The organism is Granulicella sp. L56, assembly GCF_009765835.1.
In the GTDB taxonomy this organism is placed as follows: Bacteria; Acidobacteriota; Terriglobia; order Terriglobales; family Acidobacteriaceae; genus Edaphobacter.
In genome coordinates, this window is record NZ_LMUS01000001.1 from 1,522,892 (window position 1) to 1,535,782 (window position 12,891).

The following is a 12,891-nucleotide window of genomic DNA, read 5'->3' on the forward strand; positions in this document are numbered from 1 at the left end:
CGAAAACTAAAACGACCTGAAAATTGCTCAGAAGCGCATAAACTCCATCATGCTGTTTTGATGTGAATAGAAAGTGAACAGCCAATGACGCCGCCATAAACATACGCAGCGCCCAGGTCCGGTTCACCAGATCATTATCACAACTTAGGCAAATCGAGCGTCCACCGTCACCACGCCCCACTGACGATCCACCACCTCGCGATGCGCCGCCATCATCCATACAAAGTTCAGCTCACTGCCGGGGATCGCCACATTCGGGTGATATCCCTCCGGCAACAGCACGGCATCCCCATCGCGCACCACCTCCACCTCGGCGGCTGAGATCCCGTCCGTGTATACCAGTTGCAGCCCAAACGCAGGCTCCGGCATATCGAAGAACACATAGATCTCCTCGAGCATCGCCGCATGTTCATGCGGAGGCCAGCTCGTCCAGTTGCCCGGCAGCGAACTCGTCACCCCCACCACCAACCGCCCCGCCTGCACATTCGTCCCCAGCATGATATTGATCTCGCGCTTCGAGCTCTCATTGCCCGCCACAAAGTGCAGCTTCTCATTCGCCTTCACGCTGGCATAGGGGACGAACTGCACCGGGTACTCGCCCTCCACCACAGCAGAGCACTCCACCAAGTCGACCGCGGCAGTAGTCTCCACCGTCACCGGCAATCCCTTCGAAACATACAGAGCATCTTTCGCCCCCAGCTCAAAGTGCTGCTCTCCGACCGTAACCGTAGCCGCGCCGCTCAGGCATACCAGCCCCGTCTCCTGCCCGTCATTCGTAAATCTCACGCGGCTCTGCTCTGCATCCAGCCGAATCCGCCCATAGCTCATCTCCCGCATCGAGCTGTTGCTCGGAGAGATGAAGATGTTCCGCCCCTTCAAACCAGCCGTACCGCCAATCAAACGCTTCGACATCGCCTCGTCCTTCTCCGGCTCTCGCCACTATCTCGTCTATACGTCATCTCAACCAAACCCAGCCACTAACTTACGTCATCTCGACCGGAGCGAAGCGCAGTGGAGAGACCCCTGTATTCGCTGTTGCTCTTGCAGTTGTTTGTTCTTAACCCAACCCGGCTCCAACAATCACCTGCAAAGGTCAAAAAAAATAGCCCCGAAAAAGCTCTCGCAATCTCGGGGCTGCTCAGTGAAAACTCGGGGAAGGTCTCCGTTACCAGGCAATCTTCGCCGGAAAGAACTCGGCAAACAGATCGTCGTAGTAAGGCTTCAGCTCCTTCAGATTTGGCTTCGTATGTCCCTTCGAATACAGGTCATACACGTTGAACTTGTTCACCCAATCAAACATCTTCACATCGTGGTCGCTCATCAGGTGGCGGTACGCGCCATGCCGGTGCGCCGCATAAAACGAGTGATAGCGCAGCATGTAGAGCGACTCTTCGGGCATGTAGTTCTTCATCACTTCGCCGATATAGCCGTCGTGCCCAAACGACAGGTGCACCTTACTCAGTCCGCAGTTCGGCTCGTAGATGCCGTACTTCGTCTGATACAGCGCGTTGTTGATATCGGGGTTCGCCTTGAAGTACTGCGGAAAGACGATCTGGTCGGAGTAAGCGCAACCGACCGGGAACGTATCGCCCACCACGCCCCACTGCGGCTCGCCCCACAGGCACAGCACCTTGCCCAGATCGTGGATAAATCCTGTCAGCACAAACCAGCGCGGATGCCCGTCCTTGCGAATTGCCTCCGACGTCTGCAGCAGATGCTCGATCTGCGTAAGATCGGTGTCCGGATCGCTATCGTCCACCAGCGTATTCAGAAACTCCGCAGCCTCCCAGATGCTCTTCTCGCCTTTGTTCAAGCTGAAGTATTCCTTCTCCTTCGCCATCACATAGTCAAAGCTCTGGTGCAGGTGATTCAGGCGATAGAACTCAGCGACACCGGGGGTCGCATGTTCGTCATACTGACGGAACTCGTCCTCGCTCTTGCCTTCCTGATAGCGCCCGGTTAAAAATTCATCCCACTCATCCATGTCCTTCAGCGGGGCGTCGTTCGAGATTGCTGTCGTTGCCATAGGAATTTCCTCTTCGGCGCGAAAAATCCGCGGCTCGCGTTACCGCTAACTATAGTAGCCCTGAAAATGCCGCGATGGCAAGTGGAATCTTCTACTTATTTCACAGCGGCAGCGCCAACGGAAGACTGCCGCACCACGAGCGTCGACTCCAGCAGAACGCTGCGCGGCGACTGCTCCGGCTTGGCCGACAGATCCAGCGCAAACTCTCCCGCCACCCGTCCCAGCTCAGAGGTCCCATGGTCGATCGAGCTCAGCGGCACCCTCAGATAATCCGCATAGCGCAGGTTTCCGCAGCCAATAAACGCAATGTCCTCAGGCACCCGCAACCCTGCCTGCAGCGTCGCTTCAATCGCTCCGATAGCGGTCAGGTCGTTGTAGCAGAACACCGCATCCGGACGAGGGCTCAGCCGCAGAAGCTCCTGCATCGCCTGAAACCCCGCAGTATCGCCCGCCTCTTCCACTCGCTCCCGCACCAGAACATAGCTCTCCGGCACGATCAGCCGATGCTCCGCCATCACACTCCGATAGCCGCGCAGACGGTCGAACGAAGGACTGGTGTTCTTCCCGCCGATATGTGCAATACGCTTCCGCCCAATCTCGATCAGGTGCCGCGTAGCCATCTCGCCAACCTTCACATCGTCCGTCCCGACAAAGTGCGCCGCCAGATGAGGAAAGTTCCGGTCAAACAGCAGGTACGGAGTCCGTACATCTCCCAGCTCATAAAAATTACGCAGGCTCGCCTGGCACGATGCGATCAGTAGAACATCGATTCCCCGGCTCAGCAGCGTCCGAATCTCCTGCTGCTCCACCTCGGGGTCTTCCTCCGACGAAGCCAGAATCAAAGCCCGCTTGCTCGTTCGCAAAACGCCGCTCAGAGACTTGGCAAACTCGGCAAAGAACGGATGCACCAGGTCCGGCACCACCAGCCCCACGGTATAGGTGCGCCCGCTGGCCAGCCCCCGCGCCATCATGTTGGGCTGATAGTTCAGCTCCTTCATGCGCTTCAACACCCGTTTCCGCGTCTCTTCTCCGATATCGGCATTGCCCCGCAACACCTTCGACACGGTTACGACCGACACTCCCAAATCACGCGCAATATCTTTCAGCCTTACAGCCATGTCCGCTCCTGAAACTTCTCCACACCTGAAGCATACCCAAACTCAGCCATCCTGAACGATCTCAGGTCAAAACCAAACCACCTACCCGCATTTGCCGCTGCATTTGCTCTCGCCGTTGCAATTGCTCTTGCGGTTGCCCTTGCCTCTAGGTACGCCAAGGCTTCAGCCTTGGCTCTCTAATACTCAGCAGAGGAAAAGGGCTTTAGCCCCTGGGGCACGCCTTCCTCCCCATCGACTCCAAACCCTAAGAAAACCGAGTCCTTCTCCACAAGCTCCAGGTCCCCACAATCAAGCTCAGCAGCAACACCGCACCCAGGGCAGCAATCCAGCGAACATTCATCGCCAGCGGAGGCACGACCGCCCTCACTCCAAGCCAGATAAACACGCCTGTAGCCGCGGCAATGATCGCATAGTCCCACCAACGCCGCTTCTCGTTGCGCGTGTTGAACTCTTCGCCGGCCATCGCCATCATCGTCCGGTTATAGTCCAGCCCATAGCGCTCGCACTCCCGCAGCACCGCCTCATTGGTCGAGGTCTGCTCCTTCGCCGACGCCACCGCCGTACTGATCGCCAGCGCCCCCAGAATCATCACCACCGATCCCGTCACCACCAGCAGCTTATGCCGATGGTCCGCCGCCGCCAGCTCCCCAAACACCAGCGCTCCCCACGCCAATCCCCAAAGCTGGTTCGTGTTCGAAAGCGGAATCCCCCGGCCAATGCCGACATACTTCGTAGCAAACTGCTGAAACAAATCGCCAATCACCCAAACAAAACCACCCAGAAACAGCCAGAAGACCATTCCCCGCAGATGGAACAACTGGAACGAGGGCGAGTGCAGTCCGCCATCGAGCGCCAGCGTCAGCGCAAACACCGTGCTCAGCTCCCCCACCGTAAAGGCCGTCACAAACGACAGCGGATTCATGCCGCTCAGATAAGCCTTCCGGTAAGGAACATACATCGTCCCCCACATCAAACTCGCACCAGCGGCAGCTAATATCCCTCCCACCGCATTGTGGCCGGTCGCCGTCCCGCCATGTAGCGTGCTGAAGCCCAGCATCACCGCCGCAGCCACAATGGCCGCGGTCCCCAGCACCACCTTGCCGATGTTCTTCGCGCTCGCTCCTTCAAGCTCGCGGAACAGCAGCCGTCCCCACAAAAGCCCGATCAGCGAGTTCGTATTCCACAGCGGAAACGCCACCGCCAGCCCCACATCGCGAATCGCAAACACCGTCAGCGTATTCGCCACCGCCCACAGCGCCCCAGCCAGCAGCGCCCAAACGATCAGGTGCTTCTTCGCAAACAGATCGGCGAAGACGTAGCTCGTTCCCTTCAGCAGCGTCGGAAACGTCCACCGCGCCGTAAACACCCCCGCCACCATGCACAGCGAGATCGCAAACGGGGAGAACCCCGCGTTCACCAGCTTCGTCGGGGCCTCCGCCGCGCCCAGCCACACTCCCGCCGTCAGCCCGCAGACCACGCCCAGGCCATGCAGCGACATCCCATCTTTTTGCCTCTTGGTTACCACGCTTCCCACACACTTCTCCACGTTCAATTGAGCATCTTTTACAAAAATGGCCGGGACTTTTATCTAGTGCAGCGCCACCAGCAGGGCAATCCCGGCGAGCAGTACAAAAAACGGCACCAGAAAGTGACTATCGGTCACAATCGTCCTCACGCCGCGCCAAAAACCCATCGCAAAACCCTCCACCTTCGAACCTGCCTGAAAACTCGAACCAGCCATCAAAACCTATAGAAACGTCATCTCTACCGGAGCCACGCGGCGTCGTCCTGCGGCGCAGCGGAGACCCCTGTATTTCGCCGTTCTTCTTGCCGTCGCCAGTTCTTTCTCCGGATGCACAATCTGCCACCGGCACTGTCAAAACAATCCCCTGCCTCAAACTAGCCAATAAGTAAGCGGTTACGTTGCAGCCAACGTACATGCCACAGCAAAGCATGTCAATAGAGCTTCACGCATATCCCAATGAGCAGAAGGCTTTGTTATCTAGCCCGCCCCGAAGCTTACCCTAACCATAAATGCACGTCATCTTGACCGGGGCGCAGCGCGCAGTGGAGAGACCCCCGTATTTCGCCGTTCCCTGCACGATTCTCCAAACCCAGCCCCCACAGAAAAGCCCTGGAGATCATCCAGGGCTTTCTCTGCTGCTACTTCATCAACTCCTAGAAAGGATTGAGCTTGTCCAGACCCTTCTTCTTCTTGTGCTTGCTCGACGACTCATCTGACTTGTCGAACCCAGGCTTCGTCTTCTTCCCCTTAGCGTTCGGGGCCTGCGCCGCGGGCTGCGTTCCCGGCTTGATGTCGTTCGCTTGCATCGGAGAATCCCCGGCCTTCTCGATCGCAGGCAGAGGTGTATTGTTCGTCGGCCCTACCGCCTTCAACCCGCCATCCGGCTTCGGGGCCGAGGAAGGCGAAACAATCTCCACGCCCATCGAATCTGAGGCAGTTCCCGACGATGTATTGCTGGTCGCCCCCGGAACGCTCGTCTGCACCGCAGAGCCGTTGTCCGCACCCGGAGCAGCCGTAGGAACATCATGGAACGCCAGCGGAGCAGCCGGTGCCGCAGGGGCTACAGCCTCATCCGCCGGTGCAGCATCGGTCGTCGCAGCCGACGCCGGCTTGGCCGCCGGGGTCGTCGCGGTCTCAGGATGCATCGAGGTATTGAAGTCCGAGATAATCTTGCGCGTAACATCCGGAGCCAAAGTCGCCTTGGGATCGGTCAGCGACGGATCGCCGGCATGGGCCGCCATCACCGTATCCGGCGTATGCATTACCAGCAGCCTGGCCCGTTCTTTCAGGTTGTAGCCCGAGCGGCTGTTCTCCAACGCCTCGCTCGCCGCCACCTGCTCCGCCGTAGGCTTCGGAATCGGCAGCTCCATCGCCGCCAGCCGGTCGCGTGCATCTTCTACGTGCGGCGAAGCCGAGTGCTCAAGCACCACCTTGCGATAAGCATCTGCCGCCTGGTCGTCATAAATATGTTCCAGCCGTGCCTTCGCGGCCTCGGGCAGACGGATCGAGCGGACGTACTTCGCCTCAGCCTCGTAAGCGTCTCCCAGTCCCACCAGCACATCGTCCATGTGGCTGTACTCGGGATACGTGTCCACCACCGTCTGATAGCGGGCGATCGTCGCAGGCCACGCAGCACGGGAAGCGTAAAAATCTCCAATCTCCGCCTCGCGCTCCGCCATCACCTCCTGCACCTCGCGCAGACGCTGCCTGGCCTGAGGCACCAGCGCCGACTCCGGGAACTGCTGCAGCATCAGCCGGTACTCTTCCTCGGCATGGGTGGCGTTCGTATAGTCACGGTCCGGTTTGTCCATCTGCCGGAAATAGATATCGCCCACGCGCATCTGCGCCTCGGCGGCCTCAGGAGCGTTGGGGAAGAAGGTGATGAAGTCCTTGTACTCACTCTCGGCCTGCATCAATGCCGCCGTGCCGCCCTCCTTGTACCAGCTATCGGCAATCGCCAGCTTCGCCCGCATCTGATACTGCGAATCGGGATAGGTATTCAACAACGTCTGCAGGTCCAGTCGGGCTACGTCGAAGTGCCCCTTCTTGGTCGCAATCACAGCCTTGTCATAGAGCGCCTTATCGGGCAACTTCGCGTCCTGCTCCGCAATCGGAGTGAGCGCCTTCTGCTTCCGCAGCTCTTTCTTGGTGTCCTTCGACACCACGACCTTTTCCTTCTTCTCCTTGGGCTTCTTGCTGTCCGAGGCCGACAGCGTCACGCTCTCCTGCTGCTGCCCATTGGCGTCGGTCGTCGTCTGCGACGAGCCCGTCACCTGTGCCCCTGCAACCATTGAAGACGTCAGTAATACCGCTACCGCCACCCCGGCCAGCGCACTGGCCTTCAAACTTGGAAAAAAGGAACGCTCACTCATCCTGCGGTGTACCCCATAAGCCTCGCGCATCGGCGCACAGGCTGCCTTCTATTCTAGTCTTTCCTGTCAGCCTTGTCCCTTAGGTCGTGGCTAGTTTTGTTTCGGCGCGGCCGCACGGGCTACCTTCAAAAACTTCCGCGCATTCTGCTCCGTCTTCTTCGGGCTGAAGATGGCCGAGCCAGCCACCAGCATATCCGCTCCTGCGTCGACCACGCGGGCCACCGTATCGAGAGCAACGCCGCCATCCACCTCGATGCGGAAACCTAATCCCATCTCCTTGCGCACCGCGGCCAGATACGCAATCTTTTCGAGCGCCAGCGGCAGAAACTTCTGCCCACCAAACCCCGGATTCACGCTCATCACCAGCACATAGTGCACCATCGGCAGCACTTCGATCAACGTATCCACAGGCGTCGCCGGATTGATCACGACTCCCGGCTTCATCCCATGCTGTTCAATCAGTTGCAGCGTCCGATGCAGATGCCGGCAAACCTCCTGCTGCACGCTCACCATGTTCGCCCCCGCCTCGGCAAAGGCCGGAATGAACGCATCCGGATTCTCGACCATCAGATGGCAGTCCAGCGGCAGCTTCGTCACCCGCCGCAACGACTGCACCATCGGCGGCCCAAACGTAATATTCGGCACGAAATGCCCATCCATCACATCCACATGGACGATGGTCCCGCCACCCCGCTCCGCCGCCGCCACTTCATCGGCCAGGTGCGCAAAGTCAGACGCCAATATCGAAAATGCCAGTTCAATCAAAAGGAATTCGCTCCTGCCAGCCAGTTTACCAGCGCCACCGCAATCTGCTTCTCCATCATGCTCCTCAACAAACCGGGTGCCCCATGTCCCGATTCTGGGACATGGGTTTCCACTCAACCCCCGAGACTCCTCTATTCGATCTTTTCTCTCTTCTCCGCCACCAGAACCACTCGCTCCACGCCTTCCCTGCCCTCATGCAGAATCTTCACCTTCGCCCCCTTGGCCGCCTCCCGCTGCGTCTCGGCCATCTTCTTCGGCTCGCCCAGCGCCGCTCTGGCCGCACCGCGCAGAATCCGCCGCACCGGCCACCCTCCATCCGCATTCGGCAAAAAAACCTCGCCCGTCCGCTGCTTCTCCGGCCTGTAATACCATCGCTTGAACAGCGAAAGATGATCGCTCAGCAGCGCCAGATCACTGGCCTTCCCCACCTTAGCCTCCAATGAAGCCAGCACCGCCGCAGCCCTCACCTCAGGCGAGTCCGCAGGCGCACCTGCCTCCCCCTCCAGCGGAACCGCCTGCAACATCAGCGGCTGTGCAAACAACGAGGAGCCGACGCTCGTCTGCTCCTTCACCACCCTTACCCCCAGCGTCGAAAGCCGCTCCGGCCCGGCAATGCATCCACCCTCCAGCAAAAACAGCGCCGCCTGCTCCGGTGTTTCCTTCTCCACCGCCGCAGCCTGCACGATCACTGCCCGCAGCTTCGGAACCGGCTGCACCATCTCATCCGCCAGCGCCGCAGCAGCCTTTACCTTCTGCCACTGAGTATGCAGCGCCGCCGCCTTCTCAAACTCCATCTCCGCCGAAGCCTGCTCCCGCTCCAACTCGATCGCCGCCAGCCTGCTCTCGCCGCGCGTGTCGAAGAACGCCTTCACCGCCTCAGCCTCAGCCGCATACTGCTCCGGCGTGCAGGCCTGCTTACACGGCTCCATGCACTTCTTCATCTCCCCGTACACGCACCCCGGATGCTCCGGATAAGGCTCCAGGTCCTCCCAGCACCGCCGCAGCTTAAACAGATCGAGCACCGCATCGCAGTACCGCTCCGCAGCCGCCCGCGAAGGAAACGGCCCATACATCTCCGCCAGCCCGCGCTTCGACAGTCGGTTCGTCGCATAGACCCGCGGATGCGCATTCTCCATCGTCAACCGCAAAAAATAAGGAGTATGCAGCTTCAGCCTGCGCCGCGCCTCGGCATATCCGAACAGCGCCACTGCCGCGTCATACAGCACCAGCGACGACTCAAAGTCAGAGCCGGTAACGCAATATTCAATCCGCGCCACTTTGTCCCGCAGATTGAGCCGCTTCGACTGCGACTCCGGCGGATCGAGCAGCCGCCTCATCCGCCGCCGCAGATCAGCCGTGCGCGTCAGATAAGGCTCATCGCCCTCGCGCGCGCCGCACAGCGCAAACACGCCCGGCAACGCAGGCACAGCCCGCAGAATTTCCTCTGCCCGCTCCGGCGCGAAGTCAACAACATGTTCGAAATGAAAACTCAATCCCACCCCCGGATTGTAGTTTCTTCAATCGGCCCCGCGCCGATTTCATTTCCTCGAGCGCACGGATAGAAAACAGCAAATCAGGGGAAGGTTTCTTTGTTTGTCATTCCCGAAGGGAATCTGCGTTTTGCCCGAATCACCAATACTACATATCTGGAGGAGAACCTCTCTAAGCCCCGGCGATCATCATCCCCTCAACCCGAATCGTAGGCGCCGCACTAGACCCGCGAAAGACAAGATCATTCCCAATCGCAACGATGTTCTTGTACATGTCCTTCAGATTTCCAGCGATGGTAATCTCTTCCACCGGATAAGCCAGCTCGCCATTCTCAATCCACATGCCGCTGGCTCCCTGCGAGTAATCACCCGTCACAAGGTTCACGCCGAAGCCCATCGTCTCCGTCACATAAAGCCCGCTCTTCACATCGCCAATCAGTTCTTGCGGCGTAAGTGTACCCGGCTCAAGATAAAAGTTCCCAGCACCAATCCCCGGATTTCCCGCCAGCCCACGCGAAGCATTCCCGGTCGACTTCATCCCCAGCTTCTTGGCAGTGTAGGTATTCAAAACATAGTTCTTCAGAATGCCGTTCTCCACCAGAACCGTTCGCCGCGTAGGCAGACCCTCGCCATCAAAAGGAGAAGTCCCAAACCCGCCGATACCATCAAAAATCATCGTGCCGTCATCGACGACAGTAATGTTCTCTCCCGCAACCTGCTGCCCAAGCTGATCGCAAAAGAAGCTGGCATTGCGATAGATCGAATCGCCATTGGCCCCCTCGAAGATGTTGCCGATAATCGACCGCGCAATCTCCGGCGAAAACACTACCGGGGCCTTCTGCGTCTTCACCTGCCGCGCTCCCAGCCGCGCCAGCGTCCGCCGCGCCGCCTCGTGGCCAATCTCCTCCGGCGACTCCAGCTTGCGCGTCGTCCGCGCAGCCGAGTACCAGTAATTACGCTGCATTCCGCCCTTCTCATCCACCGCAATCGGCATCGCAGAGAAGCCGCAATACGAGCGGCGATACTCACCTACAAAGCCACGCGAGTTGACCAGGATCTTATGTGAGGTCGCCGTATCGAAGTCGCCGCCGCCGGAATTCTGAATGCGCGTGTCGTAGCCCATCGCAGCAGCTTCTACTCGCCGCGCCGTCTCGATGCGATCCGCCGGAGGCATCTCGTTGACGTCCTCGAAGTAGAGGTGCTGATCTTCTTCGATCTTGCCAAACTCATGCGCCTCAGGCAGACCGGCAAACGGATCTTCGCTGGTAATCTTCGCCAGCGTAATCGCACCATCCACCAGCCGCTCAATCGACTCCGCCGAAAAATCCGACGAAGACGTGCTCGCCGTCCTCTGACCAACAAAGACGCGCAAGCCAATGGCCCGCGAGCCCGACTCCTTCAGCGTCTCAACCTGCCCGAGACGAACCAGCGCGGAAAACTCATCGCCTTCATAGACGACGGCCTCAGCATCGGTCGCGCCCGTCTTGAGCGCCTTGGCAAGAACATCCGAAGCAAGATTCTTCAGGTCGGAAGCAATTTGTTCAGCTTGCAATGGTCAGTTCCTCTTGAGTGCATCTTCAATCATTCTGCCAGAACAAAAACAGGTCATCTCAACCGGAGCGAGACCCCTGTATTTTGTTTAGTTCAACCACAAACACTTAGTGAACAGGCGATTGCGACGGACGCGCCTCACGGCCATCGGTGGCCTTGAGGAAATGCAGACCAGCCGCGCAGTATTCCGAGTCGCTCTTCAGCTTGTGCTCGACGTGTGGCGGTGGCGCATTCTCGACATTGCGGCGAAACACCTTGAGCGGACCACCGCAGCTCTTGCAGCGGAACTCCGTATCGTTATCGATGAGAGCATCGGCAATCATCTTCACCTTCCAGAACGGCTCGTAGCCACCGGTGGCTTTGACTCGCCGACGCTTCACTTCGCACTCATAAAACTTTTCGCGTTCGACTGCCATGATTCACCTCAATTGTTGCTTTGTGCGGTACGCATGGGTTCGATTCCATGGGATATAAAAATTAAAATCAAACTTTATCCGCCGGTACCGCCGACCGTCATGCGGTCGAGCTTCACGGTAGGCATACCTACGCCGACAGGAACGCTTTGGCCGTTCTTGCCGCAGGTACCGATGCCCTCATCGAGCGCAAGATCGTTCCCCACCATCGACACGTACTTCAGTGCCTCCGGTCCGTTGCCGATCAGCGTCGCGCCCTTCACCGGCTGCGTCACCTTGCCGTCTTCGATCAGGTAGGCCTCGCTGGCCGAGAAGACGAACTTGCCATTGGTGATGTCCACCTGGCCGCCGCCGAAGTTCACGGCATAAAGACCGCGCTTCACGCTCTTGATGATGTCCTCGGGCATGTCGTCGCCGTTGAGCATGTAGGTGTTGGTCATGCGTGGCATGGTGATGGCCTGATAGCTCTCGCGGCGTCCGCTGCCGGTGCTCGTCGTCCCCATCAGACGGGCGCTGAGCTTGTCGGTCAAATAGCCCTTGAGGATGCCGTTCTCGATCAGCACGTTCTCCTGTGTCGGCGTGCCTTCATCGTCCACATTCAACGACCCGCGCCGGTTGGGCATCGTGCCGTTGTCGACCACCGTCACCTTGCTGGACGCAACCTGCTGACCGATGAGACCGCTAAAGGCAGATGTGCCCTTGCGGTTGAAGTCGGCTTCGAGCCCATGCCCTACAGCCTCGTGCAACAGAACGCCGGGCCAGCCGGGACCGAGCACAACTTCCATCTCGCCAGCCGGAGCATCGACCGCTCCCAGTTGCAACATGGCGGTGCGAGCAGCCTCACGGGCATAAAACTCAGGGCTCTTTTTGCCCTCAAAGAAATCAAGAGCCACACGTCCGCCGCCGCCGCTGGTACCGCGCGCAGTGTTGGGGCCGTCTTTCGCAATAACAAAAACATTAAGCCGAGCCAACGGCTGCGTGTCGCTGGCAAAGGTGCCATCGGAGGCAGCTACAAGGATGCGGCGTAGCTCATCATTGAACCCGGCGCGAACCTGCACGATGCGCGAGTCATAGGCGCGAGCAGCCTTATCGGCGCGCTGGATGAGCTTGAGCTTTTCCGAGATCTCGGCGTCGGAGGTAGCTCCGGCAACAGGGTAAAGCGTCGGCGTCTCGGTATGCGTAAACCCATGAGCCAACTCCTTCGCCGGGCCGCTGGCGATCAAGGCTGCAGTGCGGGCGGCTTTGAGGAGGCGGTCGCTGGAGAGGTCGTCGGTATAGGCGAATCCGGTGCGCTCGCCGCTCAGAACGCGGATGCCGCAACCGACGCTGATGCCTTGGCTGGCGGACTTGACCAGCGACTCGTCGATTCCTAGAGAGGTCGACGTAACCGACTCAAAATAAAGGTCTGCATACTCTCCACCCGCAGAGAGCGCCTCCCCAAGACACCGTTCCATCAGGCGTTCGGAGATACCCAGCTTTTCGATGAAATAACGCTTGTGGTCTGCGGAGGGGGTTGTCATCTTATTTCATTGTAGGCTCCCGGGGGAAGGGCGGCAAACGACGGCAGTCAACATGTAACCAGTAAAATAGCACTGGAATGGTTACATTTGATTTAGTGTAACCGGTAAAAC

General features: G+C 58.9%; 11 protein-coding genes. All 11 read right to left on the reverse strand.

Annotated elements, in window-relative coordinates; genetic code table 11:
• Positions 1-144: 144 nt before the first annotated feature.
• Positions 145-912 carry a 5-deoxy-glucuronate isomerase gene (locus tag GSQ81_RS06330; protein ID WP_158909789.1) on the reverse strand — a complete coding sequence of 256 codons (768 nt, stop codon included), beginning with the start codon at positions 910-912 and terminating at the stop codon, positions 145-147.
• Positions 913-1,165: 253 nt separating this feature from the next.
• Positions 1,166-2,026: an inositol oxygenase family protein gene (locus GSQ81_RS06335; RefSeq protein ID WP_174237934.1), complete on the reverse strand. Its 861-nt coding sequence runs from the start codon at positions 2,024-2,026 to the stop codon at positions 1,166-1,168.
• A 95-nt stretch (positions 2,027-2,121) separates the two neighbouring features.
• A complete protein-coding gene (locus GSQ81_RS06340) occupies positions 2,122-3,144 on the reverse strand; it encodes a LacI family DNA-binding transcriptional regulator (protein WP_158909790.1) in 1,023 nt (340 codons plus the stop codon).
• 244 nt (positions 3,145-3,388) lie between these two features.
• Positions 3,389-4,678, reverse strand: coding sequence for a GRP family sugar transporter (locus GSQ81_RS06345; protein ID WP_254060036.1), 1,290 nt, complete (start codon positions 4,676-4,678; stop codon positions 3,389-3,391).
• Positions 4,679-4,732: 54 nt separating this feature from the next.
• Complete coding sequence (locus GSQ81_RS19790) at positions 4,733-4,837, reverse strand: translocated intimin receptor Tir (RefSeq protein ID WP_216846387.1); 105 nt, start codon at positions 4,835-4,837, stop codon at positions 4,733-4,735.
• 485 nt (positions 4,838-5,322) lie between these two features.
• Positions 5,323-7,041, reverse strand: coding sequence for an outer membrane protein assembly factor BamD (locus GSQ81_RS06350; RefSeq protein ID WP_158909791.1), 1,719 nt, complete (start codon positions 7,039-7,041; stop codon positions 5,323-5,325).
• A 90-nt stretch (positions 7,042-7,131) separates the two neighbouring features.
• A complete protein-coding gene (gene rpe, locus GSQ81_RS06355) occupies positions 7,132-7,806 on the reverse strand; it encodes a ribulose-phosphate 3-epimerase (protein WP_158909792.1) in 675 nt (224 codons plus the stop codon).
• A 131-nt stretch (positions 7,807-7,937) separates the two neighbouring features.
• The gene (locus GSQ81_RS06360) at positions 7,938-9,305 is read right to left on the reverse strand and encodes an excinuclease ABC subunit C (RefSeq protein WP_158909793.1); all 1,368 of its coding nucleotides are present in this window, start codon (positions 9,303-9,305) and stop codon (positions 7,938-7,940) included.
• Between the two features lie 163 nt (positions 9,306-9,468).
• Entirely contained in the window at positions 9,469-10,848 is a 1,380-nt protein-coding gene (locus GSQ81_RS06365) for a TldD/PmbA family protein (RefSeq protein ID WP_158909794.1), read from the reverse strand.
• 106 nt (positions 10,849-10,954) lie between these two features.
• The gene (locus GSQ81_RS06370; protein ID WP_158909795.1) at positions 10,955-11,263 is read right to left on the reverse strand and encodes a hypothetical protein; all 309 of its coding nucleotides are present in this window, start codon (positions 11,261-11,263) and stop codon (positions 10,955-10,957) included.
• A 74-nt stretch (positions 11,264-11,337) separates the two neighbouring features.
• Complete coding sequence (gene tldD / locus GSQ81_RS06375) at positions 11,338-12,780, reverse strand: metalloprotease TldD (RefSeq protein WP_158909796.1); 1,443 nt, start codon at positions 12,778-12,780, stop codon at positions 11,338-11,340.
• Positions 12,781-12,891: the final 111 nt, after the last annotated feature.

Coding starts and splice junctions, on each gene's coding strand:
- GSQ81_RS06330 (WP_158909789.1), bottom strand. CDS start 912: ATGTCGAAGCGTTTGATTGGCGGTACGGCTGGTTTGAAGGGGCGGAAC.
- GSQ81_RS06335 (WP_174237934.1), bottom strand. CDS start 2,026: ATGGCAACGACAGCAATCTCGAACGACGCCCCGCTGAAGGACATGGAT.
- GSQ81_RS06340 (WP_158909790.1), bottom strand. CDS start 3,144: ATGGCTGTAAGGCTGAAAGATATTGCGCGTGATTTGGGAGTGTCGGTC.
- GSQ81_RS19790 (WP_216846387.1), bottom strand. CDS start 4,837: ATGGGTTTTTGGCGCGGCGTGAGGACGATTGTGACCGATAGTCACTTT.
- GSQ81_RS06350 (WP_158909791.1), bottom strand. CDS start 7,041: ATGAGTGAGCGTTCCTTTTTTCCAAGTTTGAAGGCCAGTGCGCTGGCC.
- GSQ81_RS06370 (WP_158909795.1), bottom strand. CDS start 11,263: ATGGCAGTCGAACGCGAAAAGTTTTATGAGTGCGAAGTGAAGCGTCGG.
- tldD (WP_158909796.1), bottom strand. CDS start 12,780: ATGACAACCCCCTCCGCAGACCACAAGCGTTATTTCATCGAAAAGCTG.